Here is a 23,857-nt window from a genome sequence, read left to right as displayed (position 1 = left end):
GATGCCTCCTACGCCAGCCCTTCTGCACGCATGCGTTCCGCTTTAGCAACGGCATCGTCGATGGTGCCGACCATCAGGAAGGCTTGTTCCGGCAGGTCATCGTGTTTGCCGTCCAAAATTTCGCGGAAGCCCCGCAAGGTTTCTTCCAAGGGGATGTACTGCCCGGGGTTGCCGGTAAACTGTTCGGCAACGAAGAAGCTTTGGGACAGGAACCGTTCTATACGACGGGCACGGGCGACGGTTAGTTTTTCTTCGTCAGAAAGCTCATCCATACCCAAGATGGAGATGATGTCCTGTAATTCGCGGTATTCCTGCAAGACCTCCTGCACATCACGGGCGATTTCATAATGCTCTTCACCAACGATGCGCGGATCTAAAATGCGGGATGTGGACGCAAGCGGATCAACGGCCGGATAAATCCCTTTTTCAGAGATGGACCGCTCCAAAACGGTGGTGGCGTCCAAGTGGGCAAAGGTGGTTGCAGGCGCCGGGTCGGTTAAGTCATCGGCGGGAACGTAAACGGCTTGTACCGAGGTAATGGACCCTTTATCGGTAGAGGTAATGCGTTCCTGCATGGTGCCCATTTCCGTTGCCAGGGTCGGTTGGTAGCCGACGGCTGACGGCATCCGCCCCAAAAGGGCGGAAACTTCTGAACCGGCTTGGGTAAAGCGGAAAATATTGTCAATAAAGAGCAGGACGTCCTGATTTTGCTCGTCGCGGAAATATTCGGCAACGGTCAGACCGGTCAGGGCAATCCGCATCCGGGCGCCGGGCGGCTCATTCATTTGCCCGAAAACGAGGCTGGTTTTATCGATAACGCCGCTCTCGCGCATTTCGACCAAAAGGTCTTTCCCTTCACGGGTTCGTTCACCGACGCCGGCAAAAACAGAATACCCGCCGTGTTCATAAGCGATGTTACGAATGAGTTCCTGGATCAGCACGGTTTTCCCAACCCCGGCACCACCAAAGAGACCGATTTTCCCCCCCTTAACGTAGGGGCAGAGCAAATCGACAACTTTAATGCCGGTTTCCAAAATTTCTTTGGACGGGTTTTGCTGAACGTAGGTCGGTGCGCTCCGGTGAATGGGCCAGCGGGTCTCTGAGGGCACCTCGCCGGCTTCGTCAATCGGATCGCCGACGACGTTCATCAGGCGGCCCAGGGTCGCATCCCCAACCGGCACGGTAATGGGGCTTTCCTGGTCGGTGACGACCATGCCCCGCATGAGGCCGTCGGTGGAGCTCATGGCAATGGCACGGACGATATTGCCGCCCAAGTGCTCTGCGACTTCCAGGACGACCTTAAAATCATGCCCGGTTTTTTTATCTTCAGGCTGCTCATCGGAGGAAATATGCAGAGCGTTGTTGATGTTCGGCAGCAGTCCGGAGGGAAATTCAACGTCGACGACCGGGCCGACGACTTTTATAATGGTTCCTTGATTCAAATTGCCTCCTCCTTACTCTTAACCCAGGGCATCGGCGCCGGCAACAATTTCCGTAATCTCGTTTGTAATTGCCGTTTGACGCGCTCGGTTAAAGGAAATTTCCAGTGTGGCCAAAAGGTCTGTGGCGTTATCGGTGGCGGCTGTCATGGCTGTCATGCGCGCCCCGTGTTCGCCGACTTTTGCATCAACCAATGCGGCATAAAGCTGATTGGATAAATAAAGCGGCAGCAGCGCTTCCAGAATTTCGGCGGCATTGGGTTCAAAGATATAGTCATCGTGGAAAGTTTTGCTTTCTTCATCCTCTTCCACTTCTTTTGTCTGAAACGGCAATATAGGTACCGCCACAGGGGTTTGGCTCATGGCCGATTTGAATTTTTGATAAATGACCGTGACTTGATCGTATTGCTCGGATGTATAAGCACTGGTAATGTACCGCGCCAGGGCTTCTGAGTCGCTCATTTCAGGGATATCGACTGTATCCAGGGCGGCCAGGTCCACCTGATAGCCCCGCTTTTTGAAAAAATCGGCAGCTTTGCGACCAACGGCCATAATGCCGATATCAATGCCTTCTGCTTCAACTTTTTGCACTTCAGCCAAGGCAAAATTCAGCAAGCTGCTGTTGTATCCACCGGCCAAGCCCTTATTTGAGGCAAAGACCATAAATCCGGCGCGTTTCACCGGGCGCGCTTTTAAGAGCAGGCTGTCAAAACTCATCCCGCCAACATGCGCCACTTCCCCGATGACTTGCTTCAATTTGTCACGATACTGTTCTCCTGCGCCCACAAAGCCTTGCGCCCGGCGCAATTTAGAAGCAGAAACCATTTTCATGGCGGAGGTGATCTGACGGGTATTGGTAACGCTTTGCATCCGCCGTTTTATCTCTCTGGTTTTCGCCATGTTCTGCCTCCTTTCTAAACGGAAAAGCCTTCTTTAAAGGTTTCGATGGCTTCTTTTAAAGCAGCCTCTGCCTCTTCCGGCAGCTTCCCTGTTTCACGAATCACTTTTAAAACGCTATCGGCGTATTTTCCGCCCTTCATATAGCCCAAGAGCTCATGTTCAAAGCGCGCCAATTCATCCACGGGAATGTCATCGACATGACCACGGCTAACGGCATAGATGGCCACAACCTGGTCTTCGACTGCCATGGGGCTGTACTGCTTTTGTTTGAGCAATTCGGTAATGCGTTCCCCGCGGGCCAGGGTGGCTTTGGTGGACGCATCCAAATCGCTGCCGAATTGCGCAAAGGCCTTTAATTCATTGTATTGCGCCAAGTCGATCCGCAAGTTCCCGGCGATTTTTTTCATGGCCTTGATCTGTGCCGAACCGCCGACACGGGATACGGAAATACCGGCGTTAATGGCCGGACGGATACCGGCGTAAAATAAGTCTGTTTCCAAGAAAATCTGACCGTCGGTAATGGAGATTACGTTGGTCGGAATATAAGCGGAAACGTCTGAGGCCTGAGTTTCAATAATCGGCAAGGCGGTCATTGAGCCGCCGCCGTACTTATCTTCCAGTTTTGCAGCCCGCTCCAAAAGGCGTGAATGCAGGTAAAAAACATCCCCGGGGTAGGCTTCACGTCCCGGCGGACGGCGCAAGAGCAGCGATATTTCACGATAGGCCACCGCTTGCTTGGACAAATCGTCATAAACGATCAAGACGTCTTTGCCATTAAACATAAATTCTTCGCCCATGGCAGCCCCGGCATAGGGGGCCAAGTAGAGCATCGGTGCCGGTTCAGCGGCAGTAGCGGCAACAACGATGGTGTAATCCATGGCCCCAAAGCTTTCAAGCTGGCTGACCACATTGGCAACCGTAGACGCTTTTTGACCGATGGCCACATAAATGCAGATAACATCTTGTCCCCGCTGATTAATAATAGCGTCAATGGCAATCGCTGTCTTGCCGGTTTGACGGTCCCCAATGATAAGTTCACGCTGCCCGCGCCCAATCGGCACCAGGGAATCGATGGCCTTTAAACCGGTTTGCAGCGGTTGATTAACTTCCTGGCGGGTAATAACGCCGGAGGCCACATTTTCCACCGGACGGGTCCGGTCCGTTTCAATATCGCCCTTGCCATCAATCGGTTCACCGATGGCATTGACCACACGCCCGATCAGGGCTTCGCCCACCGGAACTTCCACGATGCGACCGGTGCGTTTAACCGGGTCGCCGTCTTTGATGTGGTCAAATTTCCCTAAAATAATACAACCAATGTTATCTTCTTCCAAGTTTTGCGCCATGCCTTGCACGCCGCCGGGAAATTCAAGGAGCTCGTTGACCATAGCGTTTGACAGGCCGTGTACACGGGCAATCCCGTCCCCGACCTCTATAACAGTACCCACTTCGGAGGTTTCAACAGCCTGATCGTAGTGGCGGATTTGTTCTTTTAAGATCGCACTGATTTCATCTGGTCTGATGCTCAATTGTCCCTCACCTCCGTTTGTTTATGGCCTTGCACCATCGTTGCACGCAAGGCTTCCAGTCTTGCCTTTACAGAGCTGTCGATAATATAGTCACCATAGCGGACTTTGACCCCGCAAATAAGCTCCGGGTTCACCGTCACACTCAGGCGGACGTTTTTACCGCTGGCTTGAGACAAGTGCTCCCGAACACGTTCAAAGGAAGCATCATCCAAGGCAAAGGCGGTTTCCAGCGTCATATCCACAATGCCCCGCATCTCATCCATGAGTTGCTGAAAGGCTGCATAAATGTCAAAAATATAAGCGGTGCGGGATTTATCAACCAAGAGCAGTAGAAAATGAAGCATTTCCGTGCTGATCGTATCATCAAAGATCTTGCGCACCACGGCTTTTTTATCCACGTTGGAGAACTGAACCCCGGTATAGACGGCGCTCAATTCTTCGTTTTTATGAAAGGTATCGATAACCAATTCAAAATCCTGGGCAACGGCTTCCCGTTCTTCCGCTTTGTCCGAAAGGGACATGAGCGCTTGGGCGTAGCGTTTGGCGAGCTTCATATCTCTCATTTGGCTATCCCCGTCTCAATTTCCTCTGCGATAAAGCTGTCCAAAAGGGCCTGATGTTCCGCTTGGCTGACCTCACGTCTGAGGACGCTTTCCGCCGCATCAATGGCAATATTGGCCACGTCGGCCCGCAAGCGTAAAGCAGCTTGTTCCGTTTCCCGGGCAATGTCTGCTTTGGCCCGTTCGTTCAACCGTAAAATCTCAGTCCGAGCCTCTGCAATCAAGCCTGCGCGATTTTTCTCGCCCAGTTCGGTGGCCTCGTTGATAATGGCCTGTGCTTTTGTATTGGCTTCTTTCAGCTCAACTTCATACTTTTGTTTCAGTTCTTCGGCTTCCTGACGCGCGCGCTCCGCTTCGCTGAGATTTTGGTCGATTTCCTCTTTACGTGCTTCCAACATACCGAAGACCGGCTTGTAAAGAAACACTTTTAAAATGACCAAGAGCACAAAGAAGTTGACGATAGCGGCAATAATTTGCGGTAAGGATAGTTCCAACGAAGACCCTCCTTTCTGATTTTTTTAAACCGTCAGCAATGGTCCCGTTAACCGATTTTACCGAAGAGCATGAAGGCGATCAGCAAGGCGTAAATGACAGCTGCTTCCATGAAGGCCAAACCGATAATGAACGTTGTCCGAATGGTGCCGACCAATTCCGGTTGACGTGCCATAGCTTCAGTTGCGTGCCCGGTGGCAATCCCCTGCCCGATACCGACACCCAAAGCGCCCAGCCCAATGGCCAAGCCCATACCGATTGCAATTAAACCCATTGTCATTTCCATGTAAGAAATCCTCCTTTAAAATGTTTGATAAACGAATGAACGGCAATTAGTGCCCTTCTACATTAGATGCTTCTTCCCAGTAAATACAAGCCAGCAACGTAAAGACATAGGCTTGAATGGCGCCAAACATCACCGATAAAGCATACATCGGCAGCGGTAGGAAAAACGGCAAAATGCCGAACAACACGCCGAGGATCATTTCTTCACCGAAGATGTTGCCGTAAAGACGCAGCGCCAGCGACAAGGGCCTTGTGATGGTATCCAACAAGTTCATCGGCAGCATCGGCGTTAAAAAGTAATGCTTGATAAACGCCATGCGCCCATCCATAAAGCCAATGATGAAATAACCAACGATGACAATAAGGGCCAAGCCTGCGGTAACCGATAAGTTGGCTGTTGGTGCGACGTAGCCCGGAAGGTGCATTCCGGACAGCGGCAAGAGCCCGATATAGTTAGAGCATAAAATCATCAGGAAAAACGTCATGAGGAAAGGCCCATAGCGTTTTGCCCTTTTCTCGCCCATAATATCGACCACCATGCCGTGCAACAATTCCACGACGGTCTCCAAAAAATTTTGCAGCCCGCTTGGATGTTTGCGCATATGCCGCGTCCCGATGATACAGACAAGAGCTAAAAGCACCATGATAACCCACATGGTGACCATGTCGCTGGAGATAAACCATTGATCATTGCCGGCAAGAATCTGGGGTGCGCCCATTTCCTCACCGGCATAGGCCGGCTTTGCTAAGAACATAATTTCACCCCTTTTTGCGCCAAATATACGTTATAAAGTAAATCGGATCAACCGTCAGCCCGATGGCCGCCGCCACCATGGCCGGCAGTTGAAAATGCATTGCATAGAGAACGCCAATATCCAATACGCCTCGGATAATCAATACCGGCGCAACATTTAAGGCTCCCGGTTTTTTGAAAAAATAGCGCTCGGTAAAAAAGATTTTAACCGCCGACGCCAAAAGCCCCAAGAAAAGCCCCAGTGCTACCGCCGCTCCTGATGTCATTCGTCACCGTCTCCCTTCTCATCCAGCCGATCGGTAGATTTTTTGGCCTCGGCCGCCTGCTCAAAATGCGCCAACTCGCGCAAGAGAAAGCGAAAACCCGTTATAATCGCCATCACCACACCAATAAAGGTAAAGACGAAATAGGTCCCGAATTTGTCATCCAGCCATTGTCCGATGTGCCACATAATAAAAAGGGAAGCACCCAACGTTACGCCGAAGGACAGCGCCACATTAAAGGCGCGTACCCAAACCGCATCCGATCCCGGACGGCGCGGCAACTTAGGCCGCCATGTTCCGTTGGTCATGACACCCTCCTGCTAATACCTGCCATTATATCAAAAGCCCTGTTTCTGTGTAAACAACAGGACGAAAGCGCTACTGCCAATCTTCCGGCCGGTCTCCCAGGTTGAAATGATGCGCCAGCGCACTCAAGATGCGCGCACAGGCAGCCCCATCTCCGTAGGGGTTCACCGCATGTCTCATTTCCGCATAAGCCGCCGGATTGCTTAATAATTCTGCGGCCGCTGCATAAATCGGCGCTTCATGGGTGCCGACCAGGCGGACGGTGCCCGCCTCAACGGCCTCCGGACGCTCAGTGGTATTGCGCAAAACGAGCACCGGCTTACCCAATGACGGCGCTTCTTCCTGGAGACCGCCGGAATCGGTTAAAATCAAGTCCATTGCATTCATTAAATGAACAAAGGGCTCATAATCCAAGGGTTCCATAAAGACAACCCGGTCATGACCGCCAAGAACCTTTTGCGCCGCTTCACGAACCTTAGGATTTTTATGCACCGGGAAGAACAACTGGGTATCCGGGAAATCCTCTAAAAGGCGGGCCAAGGCGCCGAAAATCCGCAGCATCGGCTCGCCCAAGTTTTCACGACGGTGAGCCGTCAGCAAGAGTTTCCGGCCCTCTTTTGCCAGGGCCTCACGCACCGGCCCCTCGCTAAAGGTATAGTCCCTTTCCAGCGTGGCGTTTAAGGCATCAATCACCGTATTCCCGGTAGTATAAATAACCCGCTCCGGAATGCCTTCTCGAATGAGTGCCTTGCGGGCATTTACCGTGGGAGCCAGGTGGACCGTCGACAAAACCGCCGTCAGCCGGCGATTGCCTTCTTCCGGAAAGGGCGCGTACATATCGCCACTGCGCAAACCGGCTTCCACATGGGCCACCGGGGCCCCTTGATAATAGGCTGCCAAGGCCCCGGCAAAGGTGGTCGTGGTATCGCCGTGAACCAGGACCATATCCGGTTTTTCCTTGGCAATAACCCCTTCCAGGCCGCGCAAAACAGCCGATGTAATATCGGTAAGCGTTTGCCCCGGCCGCATAATGTTCAGATCATAGTCGGGCGTGATATGGAAAAGTTCCAACACTTGATCCAGCATCTCCCGGTGCTGGGCCGTCACCACCACAATCGGCGAAAACAAGGGCGACGCCTCACACGCTTTAATCAGCGGTGCCATCTTAATGGCCTCCGGGCGAGTGCCGAAAACAAACATCAATCGTTTTGTCACAGGCTTTCCCCCTTTTCCAAGCGCAAATATCCCTTGCGCAATAATTTTTGAATGTGCGTTTCCAAGGCTTCCGCAATGTCCACGTCATAATTGTCTTCTAGTACATACATCATCGAAACGGCTGTTTGGGCCACATCCAAGAGCTCTGCGGCAATCGCCTGACGCACCTGGGCATCGCTGTACTCGGCGGTTTCGCCGGAAAGCCCCCGGTATTTGCCGATGGCCTGGGCCAGTTCGCCCGTTTCCTCCATGAGTTTCAGCGCTGTGGATTCCAGGGTTGGGTTCAGCCCGTTCAGTTTTGGCAGGGCAATCACTTTTTGATCCATTGTATCCCCCATTTTACAATTTTGTCATATCAGTTTCTATTATACTTAACAAAGGCGGCCGGAACAACCCGACAGCGGCAAAAGTCTGCCCTATCGACGTATTATTTTGAAGAATTCGACGCTTTTGGCCAGGGCTGCAAGGCCATTTTAGCGCACCTGCCACCTGTCCATAACATCTGTTTATCGTGTTTTTCACGCAAATACAAACAGGTATCGCCGGCCAAAAAACTTGTCCCGCCGGGCCGCCCGTGATAGGATAAACGGGAGGTGAGGCAAATGTTAGACCGTCCGGATTGGGACAGCTATTTTATGGATATTGTACAAATCGTTAAAAACCGTTCTTCCTGCATCAGGCGGCAGGTCGGCGCCCTCCTGGTAAAGGACCACCGTATCATCACCACCGGCTACAACGGCGCCCCGGCAGGCATGGCCCATTGCGGTGACCTGGGCGGCTGCCTGCGTATGAAAATGGGCTTCGCGCCAGGCACCGGCCATGAATACTGCCGGGCCCTGCACGCCGAGCAAAACGCCATTATGCAAGCCGCCATCATGGGGGTGTCCATCAGTGATGCCACGCTTTACTGCACCGATTCACCCTGCACGCTGTGCGCTAAAATGCTCATCGGCGTGGGGGTGCGACGGGTGGTTTTTTTAGGCGAATACCCAGACCGCTTGGCAATGGATTTATTCGCCGAAGCTGGCATTCCGCTGGAGCGGTATAACCCTGACACCCGCCAAACCGAGCGCTATTTGTCTGAGGCATAATTAAACGGCTGTCCTGTACACCATTCGGTATGCCGGACAGCCGTTTGTTATTTTACCAAGCTTCTCCCCACGGTGCGAGAACCAAGGCTAATATATCTTTTTTCCCTGTATTTCTGTAAGTTACAATAACTTCTTGTCTTAATGCAATAGAAGTATACGACGTTCCAATCGTTGCATATTCGCTAAAACCTGTATTATACTTATAAGCACCATTGGGCCACCATTTTTTTGCTTGATAAGAAGTATTATGTCCCACACACTTTGCTAAAGCAACACGGTCTGATAAGGAAATCGCATTAGGATAGTCATTACGCCAATTCCCCATGACCCCAGTCATCAAAACAGCATTATAATTCCGGCGATAGAAGAAGCGACCCCAAGATTTTACGCGTCCTCCACTATCCCAAATTTCATCTGTTTGTTCCAAGTCACCCGCACGTCTTAGATCTTCAGCAGTTATTTCCACTGAAACATCTCGAAAATATTCATCTTCTAAATTATTATTCGACATTTTGTCATATGGATTTCTTAAAACTTTCAATTCTGGGGAAGTATAAGTCTTTACAGCTACTTTTTCATTTGTATTTGGGTTAATTAGATAGGCATTTTCACTATTAGGAGAATAAAGGGCTAAATCACACAAATAGCTATCTCGTTCTGAAATTTCCGTTTCTGAGTAAACTTGCTGTTGAGAGTCGTCTGAGGCGCAAAAAACTTCTGTTGGAAAAAAACCAATCATGAGAGCTACAAGCAGACAAGAAATCCAATACTTTTTCATTTTACGTCCCTCCTTAATTAAAGCAAACAACTCTGTATGCCAACTATTGACTATTATCGGATTATACATTATTATTTGAATATAATCAATAGTTTTTTTACAATTAGGGAGGGATTAGGATGAAAAGGCGGATTTTTGGTCAGGTCGGGTATCTCGTTGTCATCATTGCCTGCTTTACCCTTTGCCGTAATCTGGCGGAGCAATCGGCTTCATGGTTACAGTTTGACCCGCGCACGCTGATTTTTTTCAAAGGCTTCTTTTCCTTGCTGCCATGGCTCATCGCCGGCGTTTTAACCGCCCGCTGTTTGGATGTGGGCGCTGTATCCGTTTCACGTGCTTTTCTGACGCTGCTTAACAGCCTAACCGCTATCTGTCTGCTCTTTCTCTGTGCCCTTCCGTTTATCTTTTTCAACATATCGCCTGCCGCCTTTTTCAATCCCCTACCGGCGGATACGACACTCCAAACGGTTTGGTACACAACAAATTATCTGCTCTTTATTTGCGCCATGGTCAATACCTTAAATCAAATAAGCAAAAGGACAAAAAAATAAACACACAAAAGCGACCCCTAATGGACAGATCAAAACCAATCATTAGGGGTCGCTTGCTTTATGCTTTTTCACCGGTTTGCATAAACCGCCGAATTTTATTTAAAGAATTTTTCTCCAAACGGGATACTTGCATTTGGCTCACGCCCAGAATATCCGCTATTTTGGTCTGCGTTAAATCTTCCACGTAGCGGTAATAAATCACTTGGCGCTCCTGCATTTCCAGATGCTTCATGGCTTCTTGCAGGTCCCGCTTTAACTCCACCGTATCCAGGTTGCTGTCTTTTTCGCCCAAATAATTGGCTAGGGTGTTCACATTGCCATCGGCGTCCTCCTGGACGGACAGGGAGGTGGTTTGCGTCGCCCGTTTTGCTTCAATGGCATCTGCCACTTCTTGCTCTTCAACGCCGATCATTTCGGCAATTTCTCCGGTAGATGGCGCTTCACCGTGATTTTGGTAGTACTCATTTTCCGCCTTTGTAATATAGGTGCTCATCTCCCGATACTTGCGCGGAATGGTAATGCGCCAGGTATTATCCCGATAGTAATTCATCAGTTTGCCGCTGACCGTGCGGTAAGCGAAGGTCTTAAACCGCACCCCTTTGGCCGGGTCAAACCGCTCCAGCGCCCCTAAAACAGCAATGCGCGCCACCTGCATCATATCTTCTTTTTCCCAAGGCAAATAGCATTGTGACTGACACCAGTAGCGCACCAAAGGCTCCATATTTTCGATGATTTCTTCCAGCTTCTGGTCATCGGGATCCGCCTTATAATCATGCACCAGACCTTCTATATCTTTTCTGTTGTTTGCCATACCCGTCTCCATTACATTAAACCAATTGAATGCGAATGCGCATGTCCTGCGACCCTTTCAGATACTGGAATTCATCGCTCAAACACCGCACCAAATACAGCCCCCTGCCGTTTTCATCGGTAAGGCCCGCCTCCAGGCAATGCGCACAGCCGTCTATTGCTTCGCCCTGCCAAGCGCCTGTTTGTCGAACGCTGATACGGACGCTATCCGCTTCAAACCGGCAGGTCAAGATGACCTTTCCGGTGGTGTGCAGCAGGGCATTGCCCAAGAGCTCATAGAGGCACAGTTTTAAATCATTTAACCGTTCCGGGCAGGCATGGGCAAGTTGCGGCGCCGCCATAACCCGCTGAATGCAGGGTGAAATATCTTGTATATCATAAAGTTGCATCGCTGTCATGCCGTTCCTCACCTCTTTCCGAACGGTCTGACGCCAGGCTTTGTACGCGTTTTTCAACAATGGTACAAAGCAAGGGATCAGCGCCCAAGGGCGGCGCCAGTAAAAATTCCGCATCCGGATAGCCTTGCCGCAAGGTCGCAATCATCTCCGGCATATGCTTGGCACAGTGGGTCCCCATGGAAAGGAACAACGGCACCACATAAAAAACGCGGATGCCGTCCTCATAAAGCTCTGCCGTAATCTGCGGCAAAGTCGGCTCAACAAATTCCATAAAAGCATAGGCCGTCCGGTACTCCGGGTGGTTCTGGCGGTAGCGGTCCGCCGTCTGGGTCACCGTTACCTGGCCTTCACTGCGCCGGCTGCCATGTCCCAAAATGACAACAGCCGTATTATTCATAATAATCATCCTGTGCCGGGAAAATAAAGGCCAAGAGCAGGTAGAGGCCGGTCGCGCCCAGCATGGTCACACCGGGTAAAATGACCGGCAGCAAAAAGCACAGCCGCACCACGGTCACGTCCCACATAAAATAATCGGCCAAGCCCTGGCAAACGCCTAAAAACTTACGACCCTCCCTGGCCCTGCATAGAGTCCTCTTTTTATCCCTTTCATGATCATAATAAGCCAATGATCCGTCCTCCCTCACCTCTAGCCGTCAGCGCGTGCCTTTTAAACGTCAATATAGCCGTCATCTTCCGGAATCACAGCGGCCAAAACAGCATAAATAATCACCATACCGAAGAAGGGCACCGGTGGCAAGAAGGCCAAGAGGGCAAAGGCCAGACGCACATAGGCCGCATCAATATCAAAAAAATCGCCTAATCCTTTACAAACACCGGCAATGCGTTTTCCCTCTTTGGCACGACGTAATTTTTGAATGCTCATATTTTTTCCTCCATTCACACGCTTTCATTTGAAAGCCTTGCAAGCTTTTAGTATAATGAACAGGATCTTATCAATCCATGAACGAACAAGGAGATTCTTTATGCGTATTTTTTTATTTCTTTTATCCCTGATCATCGTCGTCTGTTCAGCAGTCTTGGCCTACCTGGGCTTCAATGAAACCCTGCCCTTTGTCTACTACATGCTGTCCAGTACCGCTTTATCGGCCGTTTTGGCGCTGCTCTTGGGTCATTTTATGTACCGCACATACGCCAACCGCAAACGCGCACGAGATGCGGAGCGCCTAAGCGTTGCCCTGGAAAATGAAAAACGCGAGTTAGCCGCTCAGCGCAATCAGCTGAAAACGCAACTAACCCGCAAGGGTGATGTGGTCATTCCGCCCCTTAACATGGATCCGGATTTAACCCAAAAAATCACCATGACACCGCCTAAAGCGTAACTGTATATCAAAAATTATGAAAAGCCGCCTTTGGGCGGTTTTTTTAACGCCCGGCAGCAGACACAAAAGAGATCAGACCCCGATCCAGTAAAATCAATTTATTTTGCAAGCGTCTGAAAAAATCTGCGCCCACCTGCCAATGGCTGCGCAAATACACCACTTCATCGTCGTAGAGCGGCTTCATTTGATAGACTTTTTCGCGAATGATGACCAATTCATCCTGGTCGGCAATCACCCCGTCTAAAAAAAGATAATTCTCCCGCCGGGCTTCATCTTCCAGCAAGCGTTCCCATTCCATTTCAATCAGCTTACTGAAAAGCCAGTAGCTGACCATGGCCGTACAGACACAAATGGCATGTCGCGGCTGAAAAATCATATTTCGCTGTAAAATCTGCACAATATCGTTTAAATTTGAAAGGGTTTGGGCTCTGCTGTGTGCATAGACATCATCGTCAATCTTGCCATTCCGCAAGCACCTGTTGATGGCCTCCAAGAGCTCATCATCCGTTTGCTGCGTGCGCTGCCGGTCCGGCCCTTCCTGCAATTCAACCAGGGCAAAGCCGGTGGCAATGGACGCCGTCAACCAATACATGCGTTCTGATGCAAACAAACTCTCTACAGACCGGCGATCTCCCTTGCGGAGCGCGGTAAACCCCTCCATCATCGGTTGCGTCATTTTTTGTCCACCTACTTTAATTATTAAAACTTACCTATCAAATACCCGCTCCCGCCAGCAGACAAACGCAACCTATTCCAACTCTTTATTCTTGGCTTCTAAAATATGGTAGAGCCATTCATTCACCGGCACAGCAACCTTATGCTTTTCTGCCAGCCGACAAACCGTCCCGCTGAAAAGCTCCATCTCTGTCGGCCGGCCTGCATCCAGGTCCTGCAATAAAGACGGCTTCCCTTCCGGAGAAAAGCCATCGGCAACGGCCATCCAATTTTGGATATCGTCCTCCGTCAGATGAACGCCTTCCGCCTCCGCCAGAGGAAGTACCTCCCGCATGGCCTGGATCATTTGCGTCCGCGCCTCGCCCCGTTTCTGGATAACGCCATATCCGCTGCCGTAGACGCTGACCACCTGGTTCAGGCCCACATTGAACATAAACTTATTCCACAATTGACGGCGCGCATCTTCCGGCAACTCAATGGCCATCTCCATGCGGCGGAAAAAATCCGCCACCTCCTGCAGCCGCTCTTCCTGTCCTTCCGTCCGAACGCCAAAGACCAGCTGACCGGCGCGCGTGTAGTGCATGTCATGGCCGGTGCGGGTCGCATCCATGCTCTGGGCCACACAATAGAGAACCGAGGCATCTCCAAAAGCCTTTGCCAGGTCATCCTCACTGACAATTCCGTTCAAAATAGAAATAACCGTTGTGTGCGCATCAATAAAAGGCCTCATCTGCTCAATAGCTTTTGGCAAAGCCCGATATTTCACCGCAAAAATGGCCAAATCCAGCTTTTCACCCTCAGCCGGCTCCGTAACAAAGTGAAGCGATAAAGGCGTATCGTTAACTGTAAAAGTTGCCTCCCGATAGGCGTCCAAGCGCGACCGGTCAACAATAACATCAAGCGCCTCAGGCTGCAGACGTCCCACCATCTGAGATGCCAGCAACATGCCCATAGCGCCCATCCCGATAATTCCAACTTTTTCTATTGCCATTCCTATCACTCCCAAATGTTCAAAACAATCACCGTCATTATAGCGCAATTTTTTGTTTTTTTCCACAAAATGCCGCCGCTTGCAAAAACACTTGTCCCACTGTATAATAAATAAACCGCACTAGGTGGGGCGCTAGCGGTGCCCTGTCACCTGCAATCCGCTATAGCAGGACTGATGCCGTCCCCCGGGAAGTAATTTCAAGGTCTGGCGGCCATTAAGTAGTGATGACAGCTGGGTCCAACGCAATATGTCCCTGTGAACCTTGTCAGGTCCGGAAGGAAGCAGCAATAAGCAGGTCCACATATGTGCCGTCGGAGTGCCTGGCTCGAGCCGGCTGATGGCTTGCCGCTTGGGAGCGTTTCTCAAAGGTCGGCGTGCGGATACATACAAGTCGCCCTCCAGGGGCGGCTTTTTTGCTTGCTCTTACCTTGCTAAAAATCGTAATCGCCAGCAGGCAATCCGGTACAGAAAACCCTGTCCCAACATAAACAGCGTCCCATCAAATAAGTGGCCGGCAAAATTTTCGTCACGCCGGTATCCGGACTGGTATGGCTGCCCCCATCCCGCCCCTCTCAACACCTATTCCCCATAAATTAACGCCAGTGCTTTAGCAATGGATTGACAGGGCGGTCACAAAGGCGTATAATATCATCTTGTAACGGACCATTAGCTCAGTTGGTAGAGCACGCGACTCTTAATCGTGTTGTCCAGGGTTCGACCCCCTGATGGTCCATTTTTTTGTGCCTATTTTTATCCCTATTTAACTAAAGAAGCCCTCCCGGTGCGATTGGTCTCGCGCCGAGAGGGCTTTTCTCTTAACCGATGGACTTACAGACCCATGAATTTTTTAATGTTGTTGTAGAAGACGTCTTCTTGGGCAGCTTCAGATAGGCCGCTGTAGCGGACTTTGTCAATTTCCACCTGGGGCGCGTGGAAGGGCAGGTCAGTGCCGAAGAAGAGGCGGTCGCTGCCGACACGGTCGTAGGCTTCTTTGATTTTGCTGGGCATGGGCATACCGCTCATTTCCAGCCAAATGTTGTCATAGCGGCAGGCCATATCGATGGCGGCCTGGACGTAAATGCCGTGGCCGTGACCCATGTGGATCATGACAACCCGCACGTCCGGGTGCCGTTCAGCCAAGAGGGCGATTTGCCAGGGGGTGGCAAAGGGGACGTGGCCGGAATGGATAAAGACGGGAACGTCCAGGCGGCGGGCTTCTTCCATCACAGGATCGACGGCCGGGTCATCGGCAGAATAGGCGTTGAAGAGCGGGTGCAGCTTAATGCCTTTAAAGCCGCGTTTTTCAATATAATGATGGGCTGCTTCTGCACCGCCGTTCATGGGATGGACCCAGGCGAGCGGAATAAAGCGATCAGGGTATTTGGCCGCTGCGGCGGCGGCTTCATCATTGGTGTCAAAACCTGTGGGGCAGATGATGGCTTGGCGAATATCGTACGCATCCATTGTTTTCACCAGGTCTGACGGTCCGTTGGCAACGCTTGCCCAGCCGCCGAATTGGCCGACGTGGGCGTGTGCATCTATTATTGACATATGAACACCTCCAGTTTTTTCAGTATACACCCTGGGATCCCACAAAAAAAGCGCCAAATGGCGGGTGAAAACACCGACCATTTGGCACTTTTGCTAAAGGGCTTAGTCTGTATCGTTTAGGGAGAGGACGGCCATGAAGGCTTCTTGGGGAATTTCAACGTTGCCCACTTGCTTCATGCGCTTCTTCCCTTCTTTTTGCTTTTCCAAAAGTTTACGCTTACGGCTGATGTCACCGCCGTAGCACTTGTCCAGGACGTTTTTCCGCAAGGCTTTAACCGTCTCGCGCGCGATGACTTTATTGCCGATGGCGGCCTGGATGGGCACTTCAAATTGCTGACGCGGCAAGAGTTCCTTCAGCTTGGCGGCTAGGGCCCGGCCACGGTGGTAGGCCTTATCCCGGTGGACGATGCAGGAGAGGGCATCGACCACTTCGCCATTGACCAGGACGTCTAGCTTGACCAGATGGCTGGCTTCATAGTCGCCCAGTTCGTATTCCAAGGAGGCGTAACCGCGTGTGCGGGTCTTCAGCTGGTCAAAGAAGTCGAAGACGATTTCGCCGAGGGGCATGTCGTAAATCACGGTGGCGCGGGTCTTGCCAGTAAATTGCATGTCCTTAAAGCGGCCCCGCCGTTCCTGGCCCAGTTCCATGACGGGGCCTACATAATCGGACGGCACCATGACTTGAACCCGGGCAAAGGGCTCTTCAATGTGGTCAATTTTTTGCGGCGTCGGCATCAAGGCCGGGTTGTCCACTTGGACCATGCTGCCGTCAGTTAAGTAGACATGATAAATAACCGACGGGGCTGTGGTGATCAGGTCCAGATTGTATTCCCGCTCCAGGCGTTCTTGAATGATTTCCATGTGCAACATGCCTAAAAATCCGCAACGGAAACCAAAGCCCAAGGCTTGGGAGGTTTCCGGTTCGTACTCAAGGGCGGCGTCATTCAGGGAAAGTTTAATCAGGGCGTCTTTGAGCTCCGGGTATTGTTCGTTGTCCACCGGATAGAGGCCACAGTAGACCATGGGGGTGGCCTTTTGATAACCGGGCAAGGCGGCTTCAGCAGGCCTGTCGGTGGTGGTGATGGTATCACCAACCCGGGTATCCGCCACTTCTTTCATGCTGGCGGCGACGTATCCCACTTCGCCGGCGGCCAGGGCGCGCACCTTTTTTTCACCGGGCACGTGGACGCCCAGCTCTGTAACATCGAAACTTTTCTGGCCGGCCATCATAAAGATCCGGTCATGATCGTGCAGGGTGCCTTCTTTAACGCAGACATAAGCGATGGCTCCGCGGTAGGCATCGTAAAAGGAGTCAAAAATCAAGGCCCGCACCGGCGCTTCCCGGTCACCTTCCGGTGCCGGAATGCGCGCAACAACGGCTTCAAGAATATCTTGGATGCCTTCACCGGTCTTGGCCGAGCACAAGATCGCATCTTCGGCATCCAGGCCGATGACCTCTTCAATCTCTTCTTTCACCGCTTCAGGGTCGGCAGAGGGCAGGTCAATTTTATTGATGACCGGGATAATCTCCAGGTCATGCTCTATCGCCAAGTAGACATTGGCCAGGGTTTGGGCTTCTATGCCCTGGGCCGCATCAACAACGAGAAGGGCCCCTTCGCAGGCCGCCAGGGACCGGGAGACTTCATAGGTAAAGTCCACATGCCCCGGGGTATCGATGAGGTTCAGGACGTATTCCTGGCCATCCTTGGCTGTGTAATTCAGGCGAACCGTTTGTAATTTAATGGTAATCCCGCGTTCACGTTCCAGCTCCATATTATCCAATAACTGAGCTTGCATTTCTCGCTCACTGACCGTTCCCGTGGCTTCCAATAAGCGATCCGCAAGGGTAGACTTGCCGTGGTCAATATGAGCGATTATGCAAAAGTTACGTATCTTTTTTTGCATAAAACTCCTTCCTGAAGCGGTTTAAAGGTGTAATTTCCGGCGAAACATGCCGACCGCCTCTTCCATTTCATCAATGCGCAGAATAAGCGCCATGCCGGTAAAGGTCGCAATGCCCACGCCAATGGCCAAAAGCAGCTCGACCAGTTGGGCGCTTTTCATCTCCACTGCCATGCCGTCCAGGCCCATCAGGGTCAAACGGACAGCCACCAACATCACGGCGCTGGCCACCAGCACCTTTGCCAAGCTGGCGGCAATATGGCGTCCGCCAAAGGGCCCGATTTTATACCTGAGGACAAAAAACAGGAGGACCATGGCCAAAAGGCCGGCCACCGAATAGGCCAAGGCCAAACCGCGAAAGTTCATCGGCCCGACCAGGGCAAAGGACAGGGCGATGTTAACCCCGATGACCACCACGTTCATCAGGACTGCCGACCGGGTATCGCGCACTGCATAGAAACCGCGGTTCAGCATTTGCTGTTGGCTGTAGCCGACGATGCCCAGGGCATAAAGGGCCAGGGCTTGCGCCGTCACGACAACGTTTTCTTCCGTAAAACGGCCTTGCAAATACAGGGCCCGAATAAGCGGCTCGCTCACCGCCCAAAGCCCCACAGACGCCGGAACCAGCAGGAAAAAAATCTGATTGATGCCGGCGGTTAACTGTTTTTTAAAGGCTTGGATCTCTCCCGCCGACACCGATTCGGCCAAGCGGGGGAAATAAGCCGTTGCAATCGCGATGGCGAAAACGCCGATGGGCAATTGCATGAGGCGGTTGGCGTTGTTGAGCAGGGTCACCGTTCCCGGTGCCAGCCAACTGCCCAGGTATTGGGTCACAAAGGTATTCAGGTAGATGACCGACAAGCCCAAGATGACGGGCAGGGCCAGGCGGAAGAACTCCTTCACACCGGGATGGCGCAAGTGCAGGACCGGGTAATAGCGAAAGCCCAGCTTGGCCAAATAGGGAATGTGGACAGCAAAATTCAAAAAGCTCCCAACCACAACGCCAATGGCGAAGGCCGTAATGCCGAAGCGGGCCATCAGCTTGAGGCCGATGACAATAATCGCAATATTGTACAAGAGCGGGCCAACCGCCGGCGCGGTAAATTGCTGGTGGACGTGGCAGATGCCTTGGGCAATCCCCGATAAGCACATGAAAAAGCTCTGGATCAGCATAATCCGCGTCAGATAAATGGTCAGCGCCTGGGTCTCCGGCGCATAGCCGGGGCTGATGTAATGCACCACAAACCAGGGCGCCGCAAAATACAAGAGCCCAATGCCCACCGTCACGGAGATGAGCACAAAATTTAAAATAGTTGAGGCCACTTCCCAGGCGTCTTTTTCCTGCCCCTTGGTAAAATAGCCGGACAAAACCGGGATAAAGGCCGTGCTGAAGGCACCGCCAATTAAAATCAAATAGAGGACATCTGGAATCAGAAAGGCCGCCTTGTAGGCATCGGTCATCGGCCCTTGCCCAAATACGGTCGTTAAGACGATTTCACGCACATAGCCTAAAACCCGAGAGGCCGCACTCATTAAAATTAAAAACCCAGTAATTTGTCCCAAAGAACGGCGTTTCAGCCCGCCTTTCAAAAAAGCCATGTCAGCCTTCCAATAAAAGCGCCGTATAGCTGGGCATGCTCCAGACGCTTTCATCGCAAAGAACTTCCAGGCGGTCGCCCAGTTCGCGGACGATCTTCATTTGTTCAGACACTTGGTCTTGATAACTGTAGGCACAGGCTGTCAAATCGTCCTGCGAGGCTTGCGCCGAGCCAATGGCATGGTCCAGCTTGATGACAGCGCTGCGGAAGGCATTCAGACAGCCGGAAAGCTCGGTTAAGAGGTAGTATTCAGCGCTTTCAGAGACATTCAAATGCAGGTCTTTTTTGTCCCGCAGGATGGACAAAAGCAATTTTTCATACCGCAGAACATCCGGGATAATATTTTTATTGGCCATTTCAACCATGGTCAAGGCTTCAATGTTAATCCGGCGGCTGTATTCCAGCAAATGAATTTCCCGGCGTGAATCAAGCTCTTCTTGGGTGTAAATTTTATGGTTGGTAAAGAGCACGGCATTCTTTTCGCTGTTGTATTGAATAAAGGCATCCACAGCCTGTTCAATGACCGGCAGGCCCCGACGTTTGGCTTCTTCAACCCATTCATCGCTGTAGTTGTTGCCGTTGAAGACCACCCGTTTATGGCTGCGGATTTCTTCGACGATCAAGAGGCTCAGTTCATCCCAAAAATGGTCCGCTTTTTCCAGCCGGTCGGCATATTGCCCGAGCACGTCTGCATAAGCCGTATTAAGGGCAATATTCGGCCCGGCCGTTGATGATGATGCACCGGGCATCCGGAATTCAAATTTGTTCCCGGTATAGGCAAAGGGCGAGGTCCGGTTCCGGTCGGAAATATCCTTCGGCAGTTTGGGGAGAATGTTCACACCCAGTTCCATGACGCCCTTGTCCACCGTATTGTAGTCCCGGCCTTTTTCGATTTCTTCCAGGATATCAAGCATTTCATCGCCAATAAAAATTGATAAAATGGTCGGCGGCGCTTCATCGCCACCCAGACGCAGGTCATTGCCGGAAGAGGATATTACCGCCCGCAAGAGTTCCGGATAGGTATCCACAGCGTGGAGCATGGCACATAAAAAGAGGAGGAAACGCGCATTTTCTTTTGCCGTATCGCCGGGGACCAGTAAGTTCTTGCCGTCATCCGTCCCAATCGACCAGTTGATGTGCTTACCGCTGCCGTTCACCCCTTTGAAGGGTTTCTCAGAGAGCAGGCAAGCCAAGCCGTGGTGGGGAGCGATATTGTTCATGCAGGCCATGACCAGCTGGTTTTGGTCATTGGCCACATTGCAGGTATTGAAAACCGGCACCAGTTCAAACTGGCCCGGAGCGACTTCGCTGTGTTTGATCTTGGCCGGGACCCCCAACCGCCAGAGCGATTCGTCCAGTTCCTGCATAAATCCGGCCACCCGTTCATTGATGGCTGAAAAATAATGGTCTTCAAACTCCTGGCCCTTGGGGGCCGGCGCCCCAAACAAAGTCCGGCCACAAATAAATAAGTCCTTGCGCTTACGATAATGCTCCAGGGGTACCAGAAAATATTCCTGTTCAGCGCCCATATAGGCGATCACTTGGCGCGTTGTCTCATCGCCAAAGAGGCGCATAATCCGCAAGCCTTCTTGATTGATGCTGTTCATGGACCGCAAAAGCGGCGTCTTTTTATCCAGCACATTCCCCGTATAGGAAAAGAATACAGACGGGATATACAGGCTCTTATCTTTAATGAAGGCCGGACTGCTGGGGTCCCAGCTGGTATAGCCCCGGGCTTCAAAGGTCTCTCTCAAGCCGCCTGAAGGGAAACTGGAAGCATCCGGCTCACCTTTAACCAAGTTATTGCTGGAAAACTCGGTGATGGCACGCCCATTGCCGGTCGGCTCTAAAAAGGATTCGTGCTTCTCTGCCGTCATGCCGGTCATGGGTTGGAACCAATGGGCAAAGTGAGTCGCCCCCCGTTCAATGGCCCAGTCCTTCATGGCCGCTGCAACCACCTCGGCAATGTCCTTGTCCAAATCAGACCCGGTTTCAATGGTCGCCTTGAGGGAATTGTAAATCCGCTTCGGCAACCGTTGCTGCATGACTTCATCACTGAATACATCTGCTCCAAACATATCGAACATGGAAATTCCCTCTTCACTGTAACCCGTCATATTTATCTCCTTTTGCCTGTTTTTTTCTTTTTGCGCCCGGCGGCCCTTGCCTGTCGGGCGCGACGCATCTGATCATTAACATGATGCTTGGCATAGTTCAGGTAGCTGCAAATCGGAATGAAAAGCAGCGGCACTAGGACCAGCCCTTCGCGCATGGCCACCTGGGGCAAGCGGGTAAGCGGTACATTTAAGGCCATCGCCCCCAGCAGGAAACCGGCGGCCAAAAGCCCCAAGATAACCGCAAACCACTTCACCACATAAAAGAAAAGCCCCGCCTCTTGCACCGCCGGCCAAGACGCCATGGCCTCATTGAAATGCGGCCTCAGCAAGGTTGCCAACGGTAATAAAAAAGCACCGGCCCAATAGGGCATCCATGCTTTATAGCCCATCCAAATAACGGCATAGACCAAAAATGCCATGATCAAGCGCCAATAGGCCATTTTTTGTTTTTCCGTCATCGGCTCACCCTTTCAATCTCTATAACACTCCTATTCTATCATGAGCAAGCCCCGCTGTCACATAAAAAAACACGAGCTCCACATACAGAGCTCGTGTAATCAAATTCTTTAGCCAACGACTGCAAACGGTAACACGTAGGCAAAAAGGCCGTTGACAATACAAATCAACAAAGCGAACAAGAAACTGAAGCGGATGGTATACCGCAAAAGCTCGCTTTCCTTCCCGACCATCCCAACTGCTGCACACGCAATGGCCATGGATTGGGGAGAAATCATTTTCCCGGTAACCCCACCGGAGGAATTGGCTGCCACCAGAAGGACATCGGATACGCCCACCTGGTTGGCTGTGGTTGCCTGCAAGCCGCAGAACAAAGCGTTTGCAGAAGTATCGGAACCGGTCAAGAACACGCCGACCCAACCAATCAAGGGAGAAATGAAGGGGAACAAGGCACCGGTAGAAGCCAAGGCCAGCGCCATCGTAGAAGCCATACCGGAGAAGTTCATGACATAAGCAAACGCCAGAACGCAACCGATGTTAACGATGGCCCATTTCATTTCGTTAATGGTTTCTTTAAAGGTAGCAAGGGCCTTGGAAGCGCCCATGCCATAGACAAAGACCGTTGCAATGGCCGCTAAGAAAATAGCTGTCCCTGTACCGCTGAGGATGTCCAGTTTAAACACAGCCGGCAAAACTGCATCGCCAATCGGCTGTGCCTGCTGCACCATTTCATGAAGGCCCGGCATCTTAAAGGTTAACACCGTACCGGCCAAGGGGCCTGCAGCTACACCGTCAGCTGCCGGTGCGAAGAGTGCTTTAAAGCCTTTATTCGTCCAAATAATAACGAAAACAATGAGCAAGAGGAAGGGGCTCCAGGCACGAACAATGGTGCCGGCAGAATGATGCTGCAAGTCTGCTAAAGCACCGGCATTAACTTCTTCTCCAGCTTCTTTAGCAGCTTCTTCAATGGTGTACACATGTTTCGGTTTCCAGACGCGCAAGAGAACGACCATGCACAAGAGGGAAACCACTGCCGAAATAATAGACGGCAACTGAGGCCCGAAAACGTGGGCGGAAACCAACTGAGCTGCGGCAAAGGAAACACCGGCAACAATCGCTGCAGGCCAGCATTCACGAATGCCGCGCAGACCGTCCATCAAAAAGACGATAAAGAGCGGTACCACTAAAGATAAAATAGCCAATTGGTTGGCTGCCTGTTGACCGATCAGGGTTGCATCAATCCCGGTAACCGACCCTGCTGTGATAATCGGTACCCCTAAAGCACCGAAGCAAACCGGTGCAGAGTTGGCCACCAAGCACAGACCTGCTGCATACAAGGGTTTCAGACCGATCCCGGCCAAGAGCGCTGCTGCAATAGCAACCGGAGCGCCAAAGCCTGCGGCCCCTTCAAGGAAGGACCCGAAACAGAAGCCAACCAGGATAACCAAGATACGTTGGTCCTCCGTAATGGACAGGATGCTGTCGCGGATGATGTCAAACTGGCCGCTGTTAACGGAAAGTTTGTACAGGAACACGGCACAGATAATGATCCAGGCAATGGGCCATAATCCATACAGGAACCCATTGACACCGGCCATTACAGCTGATGCCACCGGCATTTTAAAAACGAGAATTGCGATAATGGCGGATAAAACAGCCGTGCAAAAACCGGCAACGTGCGCTTTCCAGCGCAATACCCCTAGAGTAACAAGAAAGAAAATAATGGGAACAAGTGCTACAAGAGCAGATAGCCAAACACTATCGCCGATAGGCGTATAGTTTTGGGTCCAAATGGCGCCAATCATAAAATACCTCCTCTACATTTTTTAGTATGATTGCCTATACGTATTATACGG

28 protein-coding genes, 1 tRNA gene and 1 other RNA gene are annotated in these 23,857 nt (G+C 51.5%); 5 read left to right on the top strand and 25 right to left on the bottom strand.

Annotated features, from left to right (window positions below; genetic code table 11):
- Positions 1 to 8: 8 nt before the first annotated feature.
- The 11 genes from atpD to BLQ16_RS03530 form a co-directional block, all read right to left on the bottom strand.
- Positions 9 to 1,442, bottom strand: a complete 1,434-nt coding sequence (gene atpD / locus BLQ16_RS03580) for a F0F1 ATP synthase subunit beta (protein WP_091791374.1) — start codon at positions 1,440 to 1,442, stop codon at positions 9 to 11.
- 18 nt (positions 1,443 to 1,460) lie between these two features.
- Positions 1,461 to 2,339: an ATP synthase F1 subunit gamma gene (atpG, locus tag BLQ16_RS03575; RefSeq protein ID WP_091791373.1), complete on the bottom strand. Its 879-nt coding sequence runs from the start codon at positions 2,337 to 2,339 to the stop codon at positions 1,461 to 1,463.
- Positions 2,340 to 2,353: 14 nt separating this feature from the next.
- The gene (gene atpA, locus BLQ16_RS03570) at positions 2,354 to 3,868 is read right to left on the bottom strand and encodes a F0F1 ATP synthase subunit alpha (protein ID WP_091791372.1); all 1,515 of its coding nucleotides are present in this window, start codon (positions 3,866 to 3,868) and stop codon (positions 2,354 to 2,356) included.
- The gene (gene atpH / locus BLQ16_RS03565) at positions 3,865 to 4,431 is read right to left on the bottom strand and encodes an ATP synthase F1 subunit delta (protein ID WP_091791371.1); all 567 of its coding nucleotides are present in this window, start codon (positions 4,429 to 4,431) and stop codon (positions 3,865 to 3,867) included. Before atpH ends, atpA begins: the two co-directional genes overlap by 4 nt.
- A complete protein-coding gene (atpF, locus tag BLQ16_RS03560) occupies positions 4,428 to 4,922 on the bottom strand; it encodes a F0F1 ATP synthase subunit B (RefSeq protein WP_091791370.1) in 495 nt (164 codons plus the stop codon). Before atpF ends, atpH begins: the two co-directional genes overlap by 4 nt.
- A 47-nt stretch (positions 4,923 to 4,969) precedes the next feature.
- Positions 4,970 to 5,206, bottom strand: a complete 237-nt coding sequence (gene atpE, locus BLQ16_RS03555; protein ID WP_091791369.1) for an ATP synthase F0 subunit C — start codon at positions 5,204 to 5,206, stop codon at positions 4,970 to 4,972.
- A gap of 46 nt (positions 5,207 to 5,252) precedes the next feature.
- Positions 5,253 to 5,960, bottom strand: coding sequence for a F0F1 ATP synthase subunit A (atpB, locus tag BLQ16_RS03550; RefSeq protein WP_200781871.1), 708 nt, complete (start codon positions 5,958 to 5,960; stop codon positions 5,253 to 5,255).
- Positions 5,961 to 5,964: 4 nt separating this feature from the next.
- On the bottom strand, positions 5,965 to 6,225 hold the full coding sequence (locus BLQ16_RS03545) for a hypothetical protein (protein WP_091791368.1): 261 nt from the start codon (positions 6,223 to 6,225) through the stop codon (positions 5,965 to 5,967).
- The gene (locus tag BLQ16_RS03540; protein WP_091791367.1) at positions 6,222 to 6,530 is read right to left on the bottom strand and encodes an AtpZ/AtpI family protein; all 309 of its coding nucleotides are present in this window, start codon (positions 6,528 to 6,530) and stop codon (positions 6,222 to 6,224) included. The genes BLQ16_RS03545 and BLQ16_RS03540 overlap by 4 nt, the downstream gene beginning before the upstream one ends.
- A 70-nt stretch (positions 6,531 to 6,600) precedes the next feature.
- Positions 6,601 to 7,728: a non-hydrolyzing UDP-N-acetylglucosamine 2-epimerase gene (gene wecB, locus BLQ16_RS03535; RefSeq protein WP_091791464.1), complete on the bottom strand. Its 1,128-nt coding sequence runs from the start codon at positions 7,726 to 7,728 to the stop codon at positions 6,601 to 6,603.
- An 11-nt stretch (positions 7,729 to 7,739) separates the two neighbouring features.
- Complete coding sequence (locus tag BLQ16_RS03530) at positions 7,740 to 8,069, bottom strand: MazG-like family protein (protein ID WP_091791366.1); 330 nt, start codon at positions 8,067 to 8,069, stop codon at positions 7,740 to 7,742.
- A gap of 276 nt (positions 8,070 to 8,345) precedes the next feature.
- Between BLQ16_RS03530 and BLQ16_RS03525 the strand changes: the two genes are divergently transcribed.
- Positions 8,346 to 8,834, top strand: coding sequence for a deoxycytidylate deaminase (locus tag BLQ16_RS03525; RefSeq protein WP_091791365.1), 489 nt, complete (start codon positions 8,346 to 8,348; stop codon positions 8,832 to 8,834).
- 52 nt (positions 8,835 to 8,886) lie between these two features.
- Here the strand turns inward: BLQ16_RS03525 and BLQ16_RS03520 are convergent, their stop codons facing one another.
- Positions 8,887 to 9,612, bottom strand: coding sequence for a hypothetical protein (locus BLQ16_RS03520; protein WP_091791364.1), 726 nt, complete (start codon positions 9,610 to 9,612; stop codon positions 8,887 to 8,889).
- 119 nt (positions 9,613 to 9,731) lie between these two features.
- On the opposite strand from BLQ16_RS03520, the gene BLQ16_RS03515 reads away from it, so the two are divergent.
- On the top strand, positions 9,732 to 10,163 hold the full coding sequence (locus tag BLQ16_RS03515; RefSeq protein WP_091791363.1) for a hypothetical protein: 432 nt from the start codon (positions 9,732 to 9,734) through the stop codon (positions 10,161 to 10,163).
- A gap of 58 nt (positions 10,164 to 10,221) precedes the next feature.
- Here BLQ16_RS03515 and BLQ16_RS03510 read toward each other — a convergent pair whose 3' ends face one another.
- Genes BLQ16_RS03510 through BLQ16_RS03490 form a run of 5 tightly spaced genes read right to left on the bottom strand, consistent with a single transcriptional unit; the run spans position 10,222 to position 12,254 of the window.
- Positions 10,222 to 10,974: a sigma-70 family RNA polymerase sigma factor gene (locus tag BLQ16_RS03510; protein ID WP_159427972.1), complete on the bottom strand. Its 753-nt coding sequence runs from the start codon at positions 10,972 to 10,974 to the stop codon at positions 10,222 to 10,224.
- A gap of 16 nt (positions 10,975 to 10,990) precedes the next feature.
- On the bottom strand, positions 10,991 to 11,371 hold the full coding sequence (locus tag BLQ16_RS03505; RefSeq protein WP_159427971.1) for an ATP-binding protein: 381 nt from the start codon (positions 11,369 to 11,371) through the stop codon (positions 10,991 to 10,993).
- Positions 11,349 to 11,768 (bottom strand): sirohydrochlorin chelatase, encoded by a 420-nt coding sequence (locus BLQ16_RS03500; protein WP_159427970.1) that lies wholly within the window; start codon positions 11,766 to 11,768, stop codon positions 11,349 to 11,351. Before BLQ16_RS03500 ends, BLQ16_RS03505 begins: the two co-directional genes overlap by 23 nt.
- Positions 11,761 to 11,997, bottom strand: a complete 237-nt coding sequence (locus tag BLQ16_RS03495; RefSeq protein WP_091791359.1) for a PspC domain-containing protein — start codon at positions 11,995 to 11,997, stop codon at positions 11,761 to 11,763. Before BLQ16_RS03495 ends, BLQ16_RS03500 begins: the two co-directional genes overlap by 8 nt.
- Positions 11,998 to 12,038: 41 nt before the next feature.
- Positions 12,039 to 12,254, bottom strand: a complete 216-nt coding sequence (locus BLQ16_RS03490) for a PspC domain-containing protein (RefSeq protein WP_091791358.1) — start codon at positions 12,252 to 12,254, stop codon at positions 12,039 to 12,041.
- Positions 12,255 to 12,354: 100 nt separating this feature from the next.
- Between BLQ16_RS03490 and BLQ16_RS03485 the strand changes: the two genes are divergently transcribed.
- The gene (locus BLQ16_RS03485) at positions 12,355 to 12,711 is read left to right on the top strand and encodes a hypothetical protein (RefSeq protein ID WP_091791357.1); all 357 of its coding nucleotides are present in this window, start codon (positions 12,355 to 12,357) and stop codon (positions 12,709 to 12,711) included.
- Positions 12,712 to 12,754: 43 nt separating this feature from the next.
- Here BLQ16_RS03485 and BLQ16_RS03480 read toward each other — a convergent pair whose 3' ends face one another.
- Together BLQ16_RS03480 and BLQ16_RS03475 are read right to left on the bottom strand one after the other, a co-directional pair.
- Entirely contained in the window at positions 12,755 to 13,387 is a 633-nt protein-coding gene (locus BLQ16_RS03480; RefSeq protein ID WP_091791356.1) for a hypothetical protein, read from the bottom strand.
- A gap of 72 nt (positions 13,388 to 13,459) precedes the next feature.
- The gene (locus BLQ16_RS03475; protein WP_144019652.1) at positions 13,460 to 14,377 is read right to left on the bottom strand and encodes a ketopantoate reductase family protein; all 918 of its coding nucleotides are present in this window, start codon (positions 14,375 to 14,377) and stop codon (positions 13,460 to 13,462) included.
- Between the two features lie 115 nt (positions 14,378 to 14,492).
- Between BLQ16_RS03475 and ffs the strand changes: the two genes are divergently transcribed.
- Together ffs and BLQ16_RS03465 are read left to right on the top strand one after the other, a co-directional pair.
- Positions 14,493 to 14,757, top strand: an RNA gene (gene ffs, locus BLQ16_RS03470) — signal recognition particle sRNA large type.
- Positions 14,758 to 15,037: 280 nt separating this feature from the next.
- Positions 15,038 to 15,110 (top strand) — tRNA-Lys (locus BLQ16_RS03465).
- A 95-nt stretch (positions 15,111 to 15,205) separates the two neighbouring features.
- Here the strand turns inward: BLQ16_RS03465 and BLQ16_RS03460 are convergent.
- From BLQ16_RS03460 to BLQ16_RS03435, 6 genes are all read right to left on the bottom strand, one after another.
- Positions 15,206 to 15,928: an amidohydrolase family protein gene (locus BLQ16_RS03460; protein ID WP_091791354.1), complete on the bottom strand. Its 723-nt coding sequence runs from the start codon at positions 15,926 to 15,928 to the stop codon at positions 15,206 to 15,208.
- A gap of 102 nt (positions 15,929 to 16,030) precedes the next feature.
- Positions 16,031 to 17,833 carry a translation elongation factor 4 gene (gene lepA / locus BLQ16_RS03455; protein WP_091791353.1) on the bottom strand — a complete coding sequence of 601 codons (1,803 nt, stop codon included), beginning with the start codon at positions 17,831 to 17,833 and terminating at the stop codon, positions 16,031 to 16,033.
- 21 nt (positions 17,834 to 17,854) lie between these two features.
- On the bottom strand, positions 17,855 to 19,429 hold the full coding sequence (gene murJ, locus BLQ16_RS03450) for a murein biosynthesis integral membrane protein MurJ (protein WP_159427969.1): 1,575 nt from the start codon (positions 19,427 to 19,429) through the stop codon (positions 17,855 to 17,857).
- Between the two features lies 1 nt (position 19,430).
- The gene (locus BLQ16_RS03445) at positions 19,431 to 21,545 is read right to left on the bottom strand and encodes a glutamine synthetase III family protein (RefSeq protein WP_091791351.1); all 2,115 of its coding nucleotides are present in this window, start codon (positions 21,543 to 21,545) and stop codon (positions 19,431 to 19,433) included.
- Positions 21,546 to 21,547: 2 nt separating this feature from the next.
- Positions 21,548 to 22,003, bottom strand: a complete 456-nt coding sequence (locus BLQ16_RS03440; RefSeq protein WP_091791350.1) for a hypothetical protein — start codon at positions 22,001 to 22,003, stop codon at positions 21,548 to 21,550.
- Between the two features lie 108 nt (positions 22,004 to 22,111).
- Positions 22,112 to 23,806, bottom strand: coding sequence for a lactate permease LctP family transporter (locus BLQ16_RS03435; protein ID WP_091791349.1), 1,695 nt, complete (start codon positions 23,804 to 23,806; stop codon positions 22,112 to 22,114).
- Positions 23,807 to 23,857: the final 51 nt, after the last annotated feature.

Source organism: Peptococcus niger (assembly GCF_900101835.1).
Taxonomy (GTDB): Bacteria; Bacillota; Peptococcia; order Peptococcales; family Peptococcaceae; genus Peptococcus; species Peptococcus niger.
This window is presented reverse-complemented; position numbering and strand designations above follow the sequence as displayed.